The sequence below is a fragment of the Allobaculum sp. JKK-2023 genome, from assembly GCF_034745455.1.
Classification (GTDB): domain Bacteria; phylum Bacillota_I; class Bacilli_A; order Erysipelotrichales; family Erysipelotrichaceae; genus Allobaculum.
On record NZ_JAYERV010000003.1, the window covers coordinates 284,016 to 301,424 of the forward strand.

The following is a 17,409-nucleotide window of genomic DNA, read 5'->3' on the forward strand; positions in this document are numbered from 1 at the left end:
TCTTCCTCATTTTTCACTGTCCATCCTCATATTTATACTGCCGCTTCATGATATCTGCCGCTTCATTTTTTACTGTTGCTTTACTCTCTGTTTGACTGTTCCTTCCTGTTCCTGCTTTAAAGACCATTTGGTTGACTGTGGCCAATTCTTTTGATTCGCACAACCGAAAAAGAGCCTGTTCATAAAAAACGTCCATGATGGCTGGAATCAAATGGCAGGATCGCTTTTCGTGTCGGTCTCTTCCACATTTGCTTCCATATTCAGAGCTGCTTTGGGAAGACGGACCGTAAATGTGCTTCCCTCTCCGGTTTTTGAGGTGACGTCAATTGTGCCGCCAAGATTGTCGACCGCATGGCGGACAATGGCCAGACCCAGACCGGTGCCGGATTGAGATCGGGAAGGGTCAGCGGTAAAGAAGCGCTCAAAGATCCGCTCTCGGTATTGTGATGGAATCCCCATTCCAGTATCCCGTACTTTTAAAACCACTTGCTTCTGATCCGAATCCACTGTCACCCAGACTTCACCTTCCGGACGATTATAGTGAATTGCGTTTTCGATCAGGTTTTTGACGATGGATTTGAGGTCCACTTCACTGCCATCCACCCAGGCACTCTTTCCTTCAAAATGGAGCGTTACATTGCGGACTTCCGCATTGTGTTTCAGTTTTTCGACACACCGTGCACAAACTGCATTGAGGTCGGTTTTCTGATCCGTTGTGACGTTTTCATTTTCCAGGCGGGACAGATGAATGATGTCGTTGACCATGTCAGTCATACGGGAAGCTTCCTGATAGATATAGCTTGAAAAGCGGGGAACATCTTCTGCTTTGACCAGACCGGAATTGAGCAGTTCGGCAGAAGAGGAAATCGTCTGCAGGGGCGTTTTGAGCTCATGCGTCACATTGGCCGTAAATTCCTGCCGGCGCTTTTGCATCTCCAGCTTTTCTGTCACATCCAATGCCAGGATAAATGCACCCAGGCATTGGTCATTGTTGCGCACCGGTGAGGCTTCCAGCGAATAGATTCTCCCTTTGCGCTTCCAGTTTTTCTGTTTATTGTTGCCGGCCAGCGCCTGATGAACCATTTCATCCAGATCTGGATGGTCTTGAATCTGCCAGTCTTCATGGAGACTGAAGATTCTGGCTGCTGCCGGATTGGCATAGATCAGCCCGCCTTCCGTTGACACCATCAGCAGGCCTTCATCCATACTGGCGGTCAACGCTTCAAATTCACGGTTTCTGGTTTCCAGCTGTAAGAGCTGCTGGTGAATCTGCCGATTGCCTTGGTCCAGTCTTTCCAGAAGCGGGCGCAGCTGCTCGTAGGGAATATTGTCCAGCGGCTTGCCAGGATCAATCCGGTTGATCGGATCCACAATATTATTGCTTAAAATTCTGGCCAGTCCCCAGACAAACAGCAGCACCAGCGGCAGAACAAAAACCAGGGGGAGAACAGCCTGGAAGAACAGATTGAGCATTGAAGAATGAGACTGGCTCAGTCTTAAATACGATCCATCGTTGAGCAGAATCGCACAGTTATAAGTCTCTTCCGAGATTGTATGAGAATGGCGGATCGAAAAGCCTTTGCCCGTATTCATCGCCTGCACGATTTCATCGCGGTCTTTATGGTTCTGTTCCAGACCCGGATGGGCAGAGTCATAGACAACCATTCCATCGGAATCAATCAGACAGACGCGCACATCCCCCAGCGCAAGAATTTCAACTTCTTTTTCGGGATCAATGCCCTGATTTAAAGCCGAAGCAACCAGTTCCGTTTCTTTTTCCAGCTGGGCGACAGATTCTTGGACAAATGCCTGATACAGAGCATAGACCGTAGCGCCGACAGTTGTAACCATCACGATCAGGCACGCCCAGAGAATCGAGCGGTAAATCCGTTTGGTCATGACTTTGATGACAGGCGATACCCAATCCCGCGAACCGTTTCGATTCGCTCCCCTGCCTCTTGAAGTTTTGTACGCAGCGAGCGGATATGAACATCGACTGTTCTTGTTTCCCCCGCAAAATCGGTATGCCAGACTTTATACAATAGCTCATCCCGGCTGAACGCTTTTCCTGGATTTTTAACAAGTAAAGCAAGCAAGTCAAATTCTTTACGGGTCAGATCCAGCTCTTCATCCGCCAGCCATGCCTTGCGGCTGTCCAGATCCATGTGGATCAATCCCGATTCCAGCAGATCCCGACAGGAAGCATCCGGCAATTGGGCCTGTTGGCAGCGGCGCAAAACCGCTTTGATCCGGGCAACCATTTCCATCATTCCAAAAGGCTTGACCAGATAGTCATCAGCGCCTTCTTCAAGGGCCTGGATTTTGTCATATTCCATACCCTTAGCCGTGGTCATGATAATTGGAATGGTCCGGGTCGCCGGATTTGCCCGCAATCGTTTTAAAACTTCCATCCCATCGGTATTGGGAAGCATGATATCCAATAAGATCAGATCCGGATGATGGTCTTCCAAAGCTTCCCAGAAGGGAGCAGCTTCTTCAAATCCCTGGGCTGTAAATCCAGTCGAGCGCAGGGTATACATCAAAATATCGCGGATATTCTGATCATCTTCAATGGCCCAGATTTCACTCAATGTAAGTACCGTGCCGGCCCGAACGGCCGGCTTTCCTTTCTGCTTCATTTCGTTTAATTATTGGAGCTTATTATAGTCAAGACAAAGAATATCATCATCTGGTTGATTTGATTTTTTCGATTCTCCATGAAGGCAATTACAAATTCAGTGCACTCCTAGTTTTCACATCTGATCCGTGTCATATAAAAGGAATATTGATGCTCGTTTTAGATATTTTATTCTTCGGGTCATCACCAAGCATATTCCTTAACTGTACGAATAAAAAATTAGACTTTATCAGTCTTCTTATTCCAACCATCATTTTAAAGCAAACTATCAAAATATATCTATAAGTACGGTTAAAATCAGCCATTCATCTTTTATATAAAAACCATAAAGAAAAAAACAGTCAAATGTATATCTATATATTTTCACTTTATACAAAGCGTTATTAACACTGATAAAACCATCCTCAAATCTTCTGTCTTATCTGATGCATCAGAAAAATCTTTCATTTCAAGCCACATGACCATATAATTTAAAGATGTAATAAGTTCATCAAAAGATGTATCTTATAAGGATAGTTATACTCATTGCTATATAACTGTATGGATCGCTGTTTTAGATTAGAAAGGAAGGACTATATCAGTGAGACGACATAAAAATATGGCTAATTTTTGGTGCAGAGCTGCCAGTGCAGCCCTTTGTGTTGCGCTCAGCACAAATATGATGGAAGTCTCTGCAATCGACACCTCCCAGGATCCGTTCGAATCCTCCACTATTGAGGGGGGGCAACAGGAACCTGATAATTCCTCTACTCTTACAACCCAGCCGGAATCAGACAAAACAGAACTGTGCAAACACCATAATCATGACGAGAACTGCGGCTACACCGAGGACAACCCCAGATGCAGCTTTATCTGCCCCATCTGCCCCGTGGAAGAGCAGATTGACGCTGTTCTCGAATTGATGGAACAGCAAAAAGAGCAGGAAACAGATTTAAACGAAGACGACAAGCTTGATCTTTTAAAACAGGCTGCGAAAGCCAAGAAAGCTTTTGACGATCTGGAAGAGGAAGAAAAAGAACAAATCGATCCGGATAAGATCGAAGAATTCCTCGAATTTGTGGACAGCCTGGAAATTCAGACACCAGACAATGCCGATGGACAAGAGCAACCAGATTCCCCATCCACTCCTGCAAACCCACCGCAAATCGATACTGAAGCGCCTGACAGACCTCAAACAAATCTGGATAACACACAAAACCAGACCCAGACAGGTGACACTGCCACTTCCTCTGAGTTTGTGGAGGATCCGGATACCCCAACAGTGAGCAATGGAAGCGGGCAGAACCAAACAGTCCCCTCATCCACGACCTCACAGCCGTCGAAATCAGATAATCCACAACCAGATAATCAAGAAACAGACGTGGACTCATTAAAGCCGAGTGAAGAAGACAAGCCCAACCTTTCAAACGAGGAGGAGCCGAACCCAATCGAGGAAGATAACGAAAACAACACTTCCTTCGATTCTGTGGATACCTCGAATATTCAGGCGCTTAGCGAGGAGACCGACACGAATCCAATCACTGGAATGAAAATTGTTACCGCCGAGATCTGGGCAGAAGGCAAGGAGAATCAATCTTTGTTAAAAGAATCCTCCCCAAGTGAACCTTCTTTAGAGGAGACTTCTTTTTCCATTGATTTTTCTAAACAATTTACCCTGCACCTTGTAGTCGACAGTGAGCTGAATCTGCCAAATAAAAAGGTGGAGATCACAGTGCCTGATGGACTGACTGTGGTGGAATACCCGATTCCTGACCGGGGCGGAATGGCAGAAAGTGTAACCCCTGAAAACATTGACCAACTGCAAAGTGAGAATAATTACGGGGAGTATCGTCCAACAAACGGAACCATCACTTATTCTCTTAAAGCTACGGCACAGCAGAACAGCTTTAATATCGTTCTAGCTCCAGATCTAGTTCTCTGGAACAGAAGAGCAAAACAAAAACTTACCGATTCATTGAAAATCAAGGTTTATACGGCTAATGCGGAAGGAACCGACCAAGTATTCCAGACAATCTCCGCTACCCCTACAATCACAGGTAAATACAACAGTACTTCGAGCGACACCAGAGCCATCCAGACCGGCCCCAGACTGTCCAGTGTTGGTGTAAAGAATGGTGTGCCTACAGCCGCAAACGAGCCGTTTGCCTTGCGCCAAATCTGGCTGAACCCGGACAAAGACTACATCGACATGCCTCAGTTTTTCAAGAAACTGGAAATTACCATTGCTCTGCCATATTACAAAAAAAATAATCAGAACGTTTATGCACAATTCGATCACATAACCTATGATCCTGCCGGACAGTCCACAAGACTTAATCTTCTAAACCCAGAAAACTATAAAGATGCGAAAGGTGACTATAAAGACAGTTTTACATTCAAAACGGAGCCCAACGATACTCAACATACCGTCAAGCTTATATGGGAAAACCTGTATCTGGAGTATGGACAGGAATACTTCACGCCCTACTTCACGTGGGGAAATAAATGCGAAGCCACTTTGGAAAAATCTGTCACATGGAGCAACAGCTCAATTTTTAGTACTGGCAATGTAGCACCAACATGCTATCAATATGAGAAACCACCCGCCTCCGGCTCTTCTGCAGCGGTGTGCGGATTAATCACCTGGCAGGATGGCACGACATGGTACCCCTGGAACCATAAGTTTGCGAGCCTCAATTTTACACCCCATTCAAATGAGAGCATGAGCGTTGTGGGCGGCTCCCTTCCCCCCATCTACAATGCATTTGGCTCCGATCCCAGCATTGTCTACTGCCTGGGACAGTTCCAGGTAGTTAATCACGGCGGTGATAAAAGTGCTCCAAAGACAGTAAAATTCTCCTACACAAATACGAATGAAATCGGTGTGACCGCTCAAAAGATTCCTGCAACCAGTGGAAATCTCGTTACAGTCCAGTACCAGACAACAAAAACTGGTGATGATACTTGGACATCGTACAGCACCCCTCTTACCGCCCAAGACGGCTTTGTCACCTTTACCGCTCAGATGGCAAATCTTGCAAAGGACGAGTATTTTACCAAAATCAAAGCGGATGTCGGCTCCTATGAAAGAGACTACGTTGGCTATGTGGCCTCTCGATCCACAGATCCCACATCAGGATGCGGCACTACCTTCGGTAAACTTCTAACTGCTGAGACGAGTACCTATTCGGGGTTTGCTACGATGAAGATGCATGACATATCCAGTGATCAAAACAATATAAAATCCGGTACCTTTGCGGTTACCATCACAAATGAGACCACTGGTACCTACGGCGATAACAAACCAAAGGGCGAAATCCCCCTGGCTATGGAACAGGCATACAAGCAAGGCACCCTGGAGCGGAAACCGATCCTGAGTAAAACCACCGCGACAGCCGGAGATACGATTACCTTCAACGGTCTGCTCAGCTCCTCTGCTTTTCCCTATTCCACTAATAATATTGCAACGGATCCAGAAATCTATATCCACCTGCCAGAAAAGATAACAGTCAGCAATCTCAAACTGTACCAGGAGGTTGGCAGAGTAGCAGATAAGGTTTTCTTGTTTGATTCAGTTATAGAGACGAATGCAACCCCTACAAGAACCGAAATTTCCAGCGAAACATATACACTCACAGCGTTAACACCTGCTGAGGCTGCAGCCAACACTGCTGCTAAAACTGGCTATAAACTGTACAAAATCACCTTTGAGAAGGCCACCACTCCTGTCAAGGTCGGCTGGTTTACCAATACGCTGGGACAGTATCAGATCGGAATTTCTTTTGATATGGAGATTGCTAAAGATGCGGACGCGATGACTCTGGATATGCGTGACTGTGTACGATTCAAAAGCAAATCTCTGACATCTACATCAAACGACGGCACTCTCGCACAGTACCAGGTTATGGGCAAGCAATATAGTATTAATGGTAATAATTATACAGTTACCGACAATGGGGTACGGTATAGTACCTTCAATGTCAACGCAACGGGTACGAAACTGTCTGTGGTAGCAGCTCGGCTGGGTTTGACCTTCTCCTTCGGGGCAAGAATGACAGATAAAGGTTCTAAAGCTGAGTTTGATCCGGAAAAGTATTCCAACTTTGACATTAACAAGCACACGGTCTATCTGAAGGACGCAGATCATGTGGTGGATATGCTGTTTACCCTGAAGAATGAAACCGGCAGGGAGTTCTCTAAAGAGGATGCTCATGCCTTCTACTACTTTATCCCAATCCCCAAGAAGGGAGATTTCTGGGACAGCCATATGCAGGAGCAGCCCTTTGAATTTGATATGAACCTGACTCGTGAACCAGACCTGAATGGTACTTCTGCTCATAACATTCAGGTCACCTACGCAACAGATATCGACTCCAACGCAAAAGCCGGTGACCCGACGCACTATGCTACCGTTACTAATAATTACAAGGCAAAAGAAGAGCTGTTAATTGGATGTGAGACCGAAGAAGAAAAAGCTGCAAAATGGAAAGAAGTCAAAATGATCCGCATTGCCGCAAAGCCTGAAATTAATTCTATCTCGGAAAAGGCGGAGCTTAGAGTCAACATGCGTCTGGAACCAACGTTTAACGAGAATGCAGACTTGGTAGGCAGCGAGATCAACTTCGGACCATGTGGCGTATCTCCCTATTCTGTAGGCAATACGTCCAATCGAGGCCACAATCCCCTGCCCCGCATTCAGGTAGAGTTCCAGACGGGCAAAATTGCTGGAAAGATTTTTATTGATAAAGACTTTGATGGCCAATACAAGGAAGGTGTTGATGAACTTTACACGGGTGAAGTGAAGATCGAGGCCAATCACAGCAACGGCAATGACTCCTGTTCTGAGGGGGAAAATGCACATAAAACAACCGCTAAAGAAGGAAAATTTGAATTTACCGGTCGCCGGGCGGATACCTACCATGTGATCGTTCACAATCCCGGCAGCACTGATGCTAATGATCCTAATTCTTTACGTTTTTCCATTCCGGAAAGCAGGGGAAAATTCTCATTGGGTGAGGAAGGGAAAACCGCCACAGCATCCATCATTTTGGATATGAATAAGAATCCTAATGACCTCGCCGCTGCACAGCCACTATCGATCGGCTTTCAGCAGCCTCATACAGTAACATTCAAGGTAGATCATGGAACAGTGGGCAATAAAACAGATGCAACTCAGTCAAAGATCTGGCACAATGAGGTCTTTACCGAAATTCCCATTGTCATCGCCGATGAAGGCTATCGATTCACTGGAAACTGGACGGATGAAAGCAACAAAATATATACTTCTGATCAGCTCAAAGAAGTGAAAGTTTCAAACGATATGAACTTTACAGCGGAGGTTAAGAAACTCTATTTCCTTACTTATGACCTCAACGGTGGTACTGGAGCCAGTGCCCCACAATCCACCTTACATATCGAAGGCGAGATGGTTAAACCGGAGTATACCAACACACATCAATTGAAAAAAGGCGATAAAACAATCTTTGTTGGTTGGAGTACAGAGCAGATCCTGGGTCCTCTCACTGAAGATGCGACACAGGATGATATCGGCAAGATCATCACAAGTGATGAGCATAGAATGCCCGCTTACGATGTCACGCTCTATGCCGTGTATGCCGTGGACAACAACGACAATGGCAAACCAGATTACCGTGATGGTGCCGTCCATATCCGCTACCATGGTAATAACAATGTGCGTACAGATATCATTTGTCCTCACCACCACGTCGTAGGGGAAACGGTGAGTCTTTCCACAAATGGTACAGTTGCCGGAAAATCTGTGAAGCATGGGGCCTCAGCGTCTAATGCTGCACACGAAAGCAGCTCACACTCTTTTACCTACGAACCCAATATTTTTGTTGGCTGGAGCACATCACCAATTCTGGGTCAGGTTATCAAAACCTACGCTGAGTTCGCTACATTGCAAGACAGCATTAAGACAGAGGTGACCCTGCTGGAAAAGCCGGGGGCCGATGGTTCCCAAGAAGATGCCAAAGACACAAGTAAGTATGCTGATGCAGATGGCAACACCAATGTTTACGCCGTCTGGGCGGCTGACCGCAATAACAATAAAATAGCTGACTATTTAGAAGAACGTAAGCTGACCTATGATGGCAACGCTCAACAAGAGGGCCGGGTGGATCATTTGCCGCCCGAGGTTACCCAAACAACGGACCATACACCTCTTCTCCCTAAGGATCTTGTCACTTTGACAGGTGAACCTACCCACACCGATGTAGGGAATAAAAAAGTCATTTTTATCGGCTGGACTGAAAATAAAACCAATTCAATTTTCAGCCGAGCAGATACTGCTCCAATAACAGTCACCGAAGTCACGATGAACAATGCTGGCAAGACGGTGTATGCCGCATGGGCTTACGATGAAGATGATGACAACGAAGCCGACGTGCTCGAGACCTATACCCTCACCTATGATCTCAACGAGGGCACAGGAACCATACCCGAAACACAAACAAACATTCAAAAGAACACCCTGATCACCTTGTCTGACCAGAAGAATTTTACCCGAAATCCCAATGAAATTTTTATAGGGTGGAGCAAAGACTTTCATACGAATGCGCTTCCCGCAGAACAAGACGTGGAGAAAGTAAAGGCGAACCTTTTCCGTCCTGGAAGCAAATATCATATTGGAGCCGAGGATGTGACTCTCCATGCGGTATGGGCTGTCGATGTAAACAATAACGGTATACCTGATTATAGCGAGGAGCATGTCCATATCCGTTACCATGACAATACTAAGGATCATAACGACATTATTTGTCCGCACTCACATGTAACTGGGGAAATGATAAAATTTTCCAATGATGGTCAGGTTTCCGGCAGAATTGTGGAGCACGAACAAGCCGCAGATGAGGCTACTAGTCTGGTCACAAACCATTCCTTGACCTATAAACCCAATATCTTTATCGGCTGGAGTACATCGTCATCTATTTTGGGTAAGATTATCGAAACCAACGCTGAGTACGAATCATTGAGAAACAGCATTGTGACAGAGATTACAATGTCCGCCAAGAACACAAATGCTATCTCTAAAAAAGGCTCCAGAGACATCAGTCCTTCCTATGATGAGGAAGGCAACCTCCATGTTTACGCCGTCTGGGCGGCCGATGACAACAACAATCATGTGGCGGATTATTTAGAAGAGCGGAAGCTGATCTATGACAGTAATGCTCAACAAGGCGGAAATGTCGCAAATATGCCGGAGGCGATTACAACCACAAACAATAAACCTCTCATTTCCGGCGATACAGTTACTTTGGCAGACACCCCTACCCCGACTCACAGCAAGGTAGACGGCAAAACAGTGCTCTTCCTCGGCTGGACGGCAGCTCAAACGAACAAAATCTACGACAGGACGGATACTGCGCCCACTACAATCAACGAAGTAACTTTTGCTGATTCCGATGTGACGGTCTACGCAGCCTGGGGCTACGATGAAGACAATGACAGAACAGCCGACGTGCTGGAGACCTATACTCTCGCCTATAATCTCAACGATGGCACCGGAACCATTCCGGCTACGGTGGCAAACATCGCAAAGAACACAACAATCACATTGTCCGACCTGAAAGATTTTACCCGAAATACCAACGAGGTCTTTGTGGGTTGGAGCCGCGAAAGGCATAAGAATGCACTTTCTGCAGAAGAAAAAGAGGAGGTAAGTCGGTTCCTGCTTCTTCCAGGAAAGGTCTGTGAGATTGGAGCGCAGAATGTGACTCTCTATGCAGTATGGGCTGTCGATGTTAACAATAACGGCATACCTGATTATGGTGAAGACCACGTCCATATCCGTTACCATGCCAATACCACTGATCATATGGATATTATTTGCCCGCACTCACATGTAGCCGGCGAAACAGTGCAGCTTTCCAATGACGGTCAGGTTTCTGGCAGAGCCGTTAAACACGATCAACCAGCAGCTGATGCTGACGGCAAAGTAAAAAACCATACCTTTACCTATGGAACGAATGTCCTTATTGGCTGGAGTACAACATCAATTTTGGATAAAGTGATCAAAACCAAAGCTGATTACGAAGAGCTGAAGAACAACATTGTGACCGAAATCGCCTTACCATCAAAGTCAGAAGAAAGCATTTCTGAAGAAGATGCCAAAGGTAACAGTCCTACCGTTGATTCAAATGGCAACATCCATGTATACGCTGTCTGGGCCACTGACCGCAACGGAAACAAAAAGGCGGATTGTCTGGAAGAGTATAAGCTGATTTATGATGGAAACGCTCTCCAGGGGGACAGCGTTACAGGCGTTCCGGATGAAGTTTCACAAACGTCAGACGGCAATCCCCTCCTTTCCGGTGACACGATCACTTTGACAGGCACACCTGTCTACAGCGATACCAGGAATAAAAAGGTTATGTTCATTGGCTGGACCGAAACCAAAAGCCCTTCAATTTTCAGCCGCGCAGATGTTGCACCGACAACAGTCACTCAAGTCATTCTAAACAATGCGGACATGACGGTGTATGCCGCATGGGGCTACGATGATGACAATGACGGAACAGCCGATGTGCTGGAGACTTACACTCTCACCTATGATCTCAACGGCGGCAAAGGTACAGCCCCGGAAAAAGTATTGGGCATTCCAAAGAATACCGAGATTTCACTGCCCAATGAGAAAAACTTTACAAGAAATTCCAATGAAATCTTTGTAGGCTGGAGCGAAACGAAGCGTGTAGCAGCGCTTACAGCGGATGAAAAAGAGGAGAAAGTAAATCAGTTCCTGCTCCTTCCGGGAACAAAATATCGGATGGGGCCAGAGGATGTGACTCTCTACGCTGTATGGGCTTTGGATGCTAACAGCGACGGTATTCCTGATCATCAGGCAGTCTATACCGTGACCTATAATCTGAATGGGGGTACCGGTGCCAGCGGCGTATCGTACGCCAAAAAGCAAGTCAAGCCAGGTGACACAGTGACAGTCAAAGCGGCACCAACGCGCAGCGGTTATACGTTTACTGGCTGGTTCGATGGAGAAAAAAATTATCAGCCAGGAGAGAAAATAACCGTTTTGAATGCAGATCTGGCACTGACTGCTCAATGGAAGAAAAACACAGATTCAACCGTTCTGACCAATGTGACAACGCCCATCAATCCCAACACGCCAACCAATACCACACTCTCGAACAGACCTACAAACACAACAACTTCGAACAACCCAACAAACACTTCTACCCCGAACAAGGCGGATAAATCGAAGAACGATCCTCCCCAAACAGGAAATGAGACCAATCTGGTCTTATGGCTGACAATTTTGGGAATTTCATTCATGGGCCTGATCGTTGGATGGCTCGGCATCAAGCGCAATTTTGGCGCTAATTAAGTAATAAGTAAAAGTACAGTAACACAGACTAAAAACGCGGCAAAGCAAGTAGACAAATCGTACCTGCTTTGCCGCATTTTGTTTAAAGAACCATAGAACAACCAGATTTTTGCTGGCTGTCACAACAAAACGCCGCCTGTTTGAGCGATTGGATCGACTCCAGGCGGCGGCATTGGCATCAAAGCCGATTATAGAGGATTAATTGTGCAGGCTGGGCGTATAGGCCAGTGGAAGCGGCAGGCCTGAGCTTTTCTGCCAGGATTCTTCATCCGCCAGACGAAGACATCTCTGAGAAATGCGTTCATAACAATCTGCAGCTTCAAACACCAGCCAGGCACTTTGCGAGCGGTTGTTTTCAATATAAGCATGCCGAATTCCCGCTAAAGTCTGTCTGATTTCCAGACAGTCCTTCTTGGTCTTTTCAAACTGGGCAGCTCGTTCGTCAGCCGAACGAGAACGAAGTCCGGCCTGCATGTGAACTTCCCGCAGCGCATTTTCGCAAAGCGAAGAGATGGTGTTGATTTCTTCAATGGCTCTTTCATGCAGATCTTTATCCGACACTGCTTCTTCATTCATTTGGCCGATATGAAGACAGTCTGAAGCAATCTGGTGTAAGTCGCGGGCGGAGAAAACAGCCCGCTGGACAGCTCGGCGTTCCGATTCATTGAGCGTTATCTGATCAATGCCCGCACAGTATTTTTTGACTTCCATGCATGCTTTGAGAACTTCCTGTCCTTCATGGGCCAGTTTTTGCTGGTCACCATTTTCAACCAGGCATGCTCTGGAATCGCTGATCAACCCCAGGCAATAGTCGCGGATCAGTTCAAGTTCTTTGCCTAAAGCGGATAATGCAGCATTTGGAACGGTCTGGAAACGTGGATCCAGAATCAGGACGGCATCTGCAGCTTTGTTTGCGCCATGGGTATGAGGAACCAGATACGAAGAAAGCTGAACAAGTTTTCTGCCAAACGGAAACAGGATTAAAGTCGCAAAGACGTTAAATCCAGTATGGAAAATCGCCAGTCCGGATGAGGAGACATGAGCCGCCATCATGGATGGATACATCATGAAGAAGATCACGGCCAGGATCCCGACAATCGCTGCACCGATAACGTTGAATTCCAGGTGGATCATTGCGGCTCTGCGCGCATTGGTGTCCCCCGAGACTGCCGAAAGAACAGCGGTAATGCAAGTTCCGATATTCTGCCCTAAAGCGATGAAAACAGCCGAACCCCAGTTCACGGCTCCAGCCATCGCCATGGTCTGTAAAATCCCCATGGACGCTGATGAAGACTGGATGATTGCGGTAACACCAGCCCCTGCAAGAATGCCCAGTAATGGATTGGAGCCAAGTGTCTGGAAAATCTGCTGGAAGATTGGCGCATCGACAAACGGTTTGATCGCTCCAGACATATTGCCAAGCCCGGTAAATAACAGACCAAAACCGATCATGATCTTGGCTCCATCTTTCAGGCGGCTGTTGCTTGCCATCATATGAATGAATACCCCGATCACCAGTAAGATGGGCGCCAGAAATTCTGGTTTCAAAAAAGCAGCCCATTCTCCCATGGAGACAATCCAGGAAGTCATGGTGGTTCCAATATTCGCTCCCATAATGACACCACACGCCTGATTCAGTGACATCAGTCCGGCATTGACGAAGCCGACAACCATCACGGTGGTTGCCGAAGAAGACTGGATGACGGCTGTCACCAGCGCTCCTGCTAAAAGACCCATTAAGGGATTGTTGGTTAATGCTTCAAGCAGCTTTCTGGTTTTATCCCCGGCTGCCTGCTGCAGACCCTCGGCCATGACATCCATTCCATAAAGAAACAGGCCGAGTCCGCCAAAAAATAATAACAAGGCTTGTAATGCCTCTGTACTCATACTTGTCCTCCCGCCAGGAGCAGCAGTGTTTTATCGTTCTCCTCTTGGGGAGTTTTCAATAATTCTTCAAATAAGACACCAATATACTGTAAAGATGGTAATACGGACTGTTCTTTCAGCGATTTGATGGATTGTAAAGTTGCTGCGCTTCGGCCATACGGCTGGTTGAGCTGGTCAAAAACGGCAGCCGCTTCTTCCATCTGTTTCTGGGCCAGTTTTCGTTGGTCCCCTTTGAGCTGACTGGCCTGCTCTAAATATAAGGAACAGGCATTATTCAGATAAAAAAGCGGCATCTGCTCTTGAGTGAGTTCTTCATCTTCGCTCAGTCTTCTGCATCGGAGCAGCTCCTGTTCAAAGTACTGATTGAGCTTGCGCTGGGCAGCCCGGCGCTGGGAGCCTTTCGCGGCTTTTGCGCATTCACGAAGCAGATTTCCAAGATCAAGACGGATGATCCGTTCACTGTTTTTTGCCATACGATAAAGAATTTCAAAAACAATCCAGGAAACCAGAACGGTTCCTAAAATAATCAGCATCGTCATGTAAAGATTCCTCCTGACACTGCCAGCTTAAAGGAAAACAGATTCTGGCTCTATCACGGTTTGGAAAAGCTTCTGTAAAGTTTGTGTAAAGTCAGTCTTTCACTATGGGTCCAGTCTTTTGCCTCCGCCAGATCAGATCTTCATCCTGATTCGATGTCTTTGTTGCTTCAAGCCATTGACGACTCTCTTTACTGCAAGATAAGTTACAGACCGACCAGACAAGTGACAGACCCAAAGGTAAAGCAATTTCAGCTTTTAAAAAGCGCCCATCAAAAAGCCCGCCTGAACAAGAAGACGGGCATTAGGGTCTGATGCAGGGATACAAAGACAGGATCAGAAGCATTTTTTGAATTACAGAGTTTTGAATATTTCCTGAAAGGATTCGGGATCAGCTTTGAGCTGGAGAGCTTTGTGGGCAATCTGGCAGAAATATTCCATGGCTTCCAATGGATAAAGAGAATGAGCCGTTTCGCCGGTTAACATGATGGAATGAGCTCCTTTCATGACCGCATTGTAAGTATCGCTCACTTCAGCTCTGGTCGGGGAGGGATGGTGTTCCATGCTGTCGAGCATCTGGGTCACGACCATATAAGGCTTACCATGCTTATGACACATGTCTTCAATGTAGTTCTGAACAGCTGGCATCCATGCCAGGGTGCATGAAGCTGCCAGGTCACCGCGGGCAATGACGATTTCATCCGCAAGTGGAAGAATCGATTCGAGATTGCGAACCCCTTCAACATTTTCAATTTTGGCCATCACGGTGCATTCCGGTGCATATTCCTCAATAATCGAACGGATTTCTTTGAGGTCCTGCGCATTCTGAACAAAGGGGACCATAACTCCGGTAACACCCATCTCGGCCGCGACTTTCAAGTTTTCAATATCCTTGGCATAGAGAATTGGCAAGGAGGAGTCTTTATTCTGAATATGGAGACTTTTGCCTGGTTCAAACAATCCATCGCCTAGAACTTCTGCCTTCCAGCTGAGTCCTTCTTTTTCAAGAATGCGTAAAGGGATATTGTCATCGCCAATTCGGATCATGTCTCCAGGCTCAAGACAGACAAGCACATCACCGCCAACTGGAATCTGTTCGCCAACAAGAACGTGGTCTCCGGTTTTCGCCTCAAAGGCTTCAAACTTGCCTAACCGGCGTTCGCGCCCTTGCAGATCAATCAGCAGTTTGCATGGCCGGCCGGTATTCTGTTTTGCTTCCTTCAGGTTTTTGACCCATTCCTGGTTGTCCTGTAAAGATCCATGGGACAAATTGAGACGGATTCCAGTCATCCCTGCCTCAAGCATTTTTTCCAGAATCTCGGTTTCATGGCAGGAAGGACCAAAAGTACCATAAATTTCAAGCTGCGCGTCGTGGTGTTGCATCTGTTCTCCCATTCTTCTCTCTCCAATCTTTTATTTCTATCGTTTTATCCATCGATTTATAAGCAAAACGTCTGGACTGATATTCTGTTCTGTTTCCATCATATTGATTTTTAATCAATCAACCAGCAGTTTTTTGGTCAATTTCAGATTTTCTTTTATTTGGCATACTTTAACAGCCCAGCAGACCGCCATTTTACCAGATCCATTTTGTTCTTACATCCAGACGGCCTTGAACGAAACGCAAATCAGGCTTATAAGCAGTTTCGTTCCAAATCTATTACGCAATCATCATACGCAACATAATGTGCAAGCAATGTTTGATTATGCAACGAATTCATCTGTATTTCTTTTCTGTCTCAGTTTTTGGTCCTCAGAATTCATTATTTTGATACAACTTTCTCACTGTTGATCGATCAATCTTTTCCAGATTAGAATCTTGCATGGAAAGAAACATTCCTTCCAGTCTTCTGGTTCGAAGCACGAATTGCGGAAATTATTGACCTGTTTTTTTGCTTTCTGCTCCTGTACCATCAGATTTGATCAAAGATTTCTTCTAAGAAGAGCAATTTAAATCTTTCAGGAAGCGGAAAGGAGATCTCATGTCAAATTCAAAAGTTATTTTCGTTGATGTTGATGGCACATTAGTGGATTACGAAGGAAAACTGCCAGAATCCGCAGTTGCCGCAATCCGTAAAGCTCGTGAAAACGGCCATCGCGTCTACATGTGTACCGGGCGTTCGCGCGCCGAAATCTATCCCCCGCTCTGGGAAATTGGACTGGATGGTCTGATCGGCGGCAATGGCAGCTATGTAGAAGACCATGAAGAAAAAGTATTCCACCAGGCCTTAACTGAAGAGCAGATTCACAAGATCGTCGACTGGCTGCATGAGCGTCATCTTGAGTTCTACGTTGAATGCAACAGCGGCCTGTTTGCCAGTGAAAACTTCATGACTTCCGGCATTCCGACCGTACGTCAGTACAGCAAGCGCAAACACAAAGACGGCGCCGATACGATGACCGTTCGCGATGCGTTCCCGGACATGATCGAGAATGAAACCGACCTGTATCGCCCGGATGCCAACAAGGTCAGCTACATTCTATCCAGCTATCAGGACTATCTTGACGCGTGCAAAGATTTTCCAGAACTCAAAAATGGAACCTGGGGCGGCAAAGGCGAAGAGGCACTGTTCGGTGATTTCGGTGTTCCCGACATTGACAAGGCCGTTGCGATCAATACCCTGCTCGAGCATATCGGACATGATCTTGAAGATACAATTGCCGTTGGCGATGCGAAAGTCGATATTCCTATGTTTGAGTTGTGCAACGCGAGTGTCTGCATGGGCAGCGGCGGCGATGAAGCCAAAGCAGCAGCTGATTTTGTCACAACCGATGTCGATGATGACGGTCTTTACAATGCGTTTGTTCACTTTGGTCTGATCGATCCAATCGAAACGTACGAAAAAGCGTAAGAAGTAAAAATTTGATTCTGTATCCTCATCTATATTCCATGACATCTTCCGTTATCAGGTCTGTTCGATCTCGATAAACACCATGGCTCGGCAGCCACATGCCACAATGAAAGCAGTGAATGGATAGGCGCTGTTTCCAAAGTAAATGAATAGACCCTG

The 17,409-nt window shown here is 46.3% G+C and carries 8 protein-coding genes; 2 read left to right on the forward strand and 6 right to left on the reverse strand.

The genetic code is table 11. From position 1 onward, the window contains the following. Window positions 1-13: 13 nt before the first annotated feature. The 3 genes from U4956_RS01240 to U4956_RS01250 are packed head-to-tail and all read right to left on the reverse strand — an operon-like array spanning window position 14 to window position 2,639. Window positions 14-211, reverse strand: coding sequence for a hypothetical protein (locus U4956_RS01240; RefSeq protein WP_323088413.1), 198 nt, complete (start codon window positions 209-211; stop codon window positions 14-16). After that, window positions 208-1,899 carry an ATP-binding protein gene (locus U4956_RS01245; protein WP_323088415.1) on the reverse strand — a complete coding sequence of 564 codons (1,692 nt, stop codon included), beginning with the start codon at window positions 1,897-1,899 and terminating at the stop codon, window positions 208-210. The genes U4956_RS01240 and U4956_RS01245 overlap by 4 nt, the downstream gene beginning before the upstream one ends. Continuing rightward, window positions 1,896-2,639: a response regulator transcription factor gene (locus U4956_RS01250; RefSeq protein WP_323088417.1), complete on the reverse strand. Its 744-nt coding sequence runs from the start codon at window positions 2,637-2,639 to the stop codon at window positions 1,896-1,898. The genes U4956_RS01245 and U4956_RS01250 overlap by 4 nt, the downstream gene beginning before the upstream one ends. Before the next feature lie 597 nt (window positions 2,640-3,236). Between U4956_RS01250 and U4956_RS01255 the strand changes: the two genes are divergently transcribed. Then, a complete protein-coding gene (locus tag U4956_RS01255) occupies window positions 3,237-11,975 on the forward strand; it encodes an InlB B-repeat-containing protein (RefSeq protein WP_323088419.1) in 8,739 nt (2,912 codons plus the stop codon). Window positions 11,976-12,173: 198 nt separating this feature from the next. Here the strand turns inward: U4956_RS01255 and U4956_RS01260 are convergent, their stop codons facing one another. The 3 genes from U4956_RS01260 to U4956_RS01270 all read right to left on the reverse strand — a co-directional run bounded on the left by U4956_RS01260 (window position 12,174) and on the right by U4956_RS01270 (window position 15,793). Beyond that, window positions 12,174-13,862, reverse strand: a complete 1,689-nt coding sequence (locus U4956_RS01260; protein WP_323088420.1) for a Na/Pi cotransporter family protein — start codon at window positions 13,860-13,862, stop codon at window positions 12,174-12,176. Beyond that, window positions 13,859-14,401 carry a hypothetical protein gene (locus U4956_RS01265; RefSeq protein WP_323088421.1) on the reverse strand — a complete coding sequence of 181 codons (543 nt, stop codon included), beginning with the start codon at window positions 14,399-14,401 and terminating at the stop codon, window positions 13,859-13,861. Before U4956_RS01265 ends, U4956_RS01260 begins: the two co-directional genes overlap by 4 nt. A gap of 351 nt (window positions 14,402-14,752) precedes the next feature. Beyond that, complete coding sequence (locus tag U4956_RS01270; protein WP_323088422.1) at window positions 14,753-15,793, reverse strand: pyruvate kinase; 1,041 nt, start codon at window positions 15,791-15,793, stop codon at window positions 14,753-14,755. A gap of 587 nt (window positions 15,794-16,380) precedes the next feature. Between U4956_RS01270 and U4956_RS01275 the strand changes: the two genes are divergently transcribed. Then, window positions 16,381-17,250 (forward strand): HAD family hydrolase, encoded by an 870-nt coding sequence (locus tag U4956_RS01275; RefSeq protein ID WP_323088424.1) that lies wholly within the window; start codon window positions 16,381-16,383, stop codon window positions 17,248-17,250. Window positions 17,251-17,409 lie beyond the last annotated feature (159 nt).

Bases quoted from the DNA above. Each gene is read 5' to 3' on its own strand.
- U4956_RS01275 (WP_323088424.1), top strand. From the start codon at position 16,381: ATGTCAAATTCAAAAGTTATTTTCGTTGATGTTGATGGCACATTAGTG.
- U4956_RS01245 (WP_323088415.1), bottom strand. From the start codon at position 1,899: ATGACCAAACGGATTTACCGCTCGATTCTCTGGGCGTGCCTGATCGTG.
- U4956_RS01270 (WP_323088422.1), bottom strand. From the start codon at position 15,793: ATGGGAGAACAGATGCAACACCACGACGCGCAGCTTGAAATTTATGGT.
- U4956_RS01260 (WP_323088420.1), bottom strand. From the start codon at position 13,862: ATGAGTACAGAGGCATTACAAGCCTTGTTATTATTTTTTGGCGGACTC.
- U4956_RS01250 (WP_323088417.1), bottom strand. From the start codon at position 2,639: ATGAAGCAGAAAGGAAAGCCGGCCGTTCGGGCCGGCACGGTACTTACA.
- U4956_RS01255 (WP_323088419.1), top strand. From the start codon at position 3,237: ATGGCTAATTTTTGGTGCAGAGCTGCCAGTGCAGCCCTTTGTGTTGCG.
- U4956_RS01265 (WP_323088421.1), bottom strand. From the start codon at position 14,401: ATGACGATGCTGATTATTTTAGGAACCGTTCTGGTTTCCTGGATTGTT.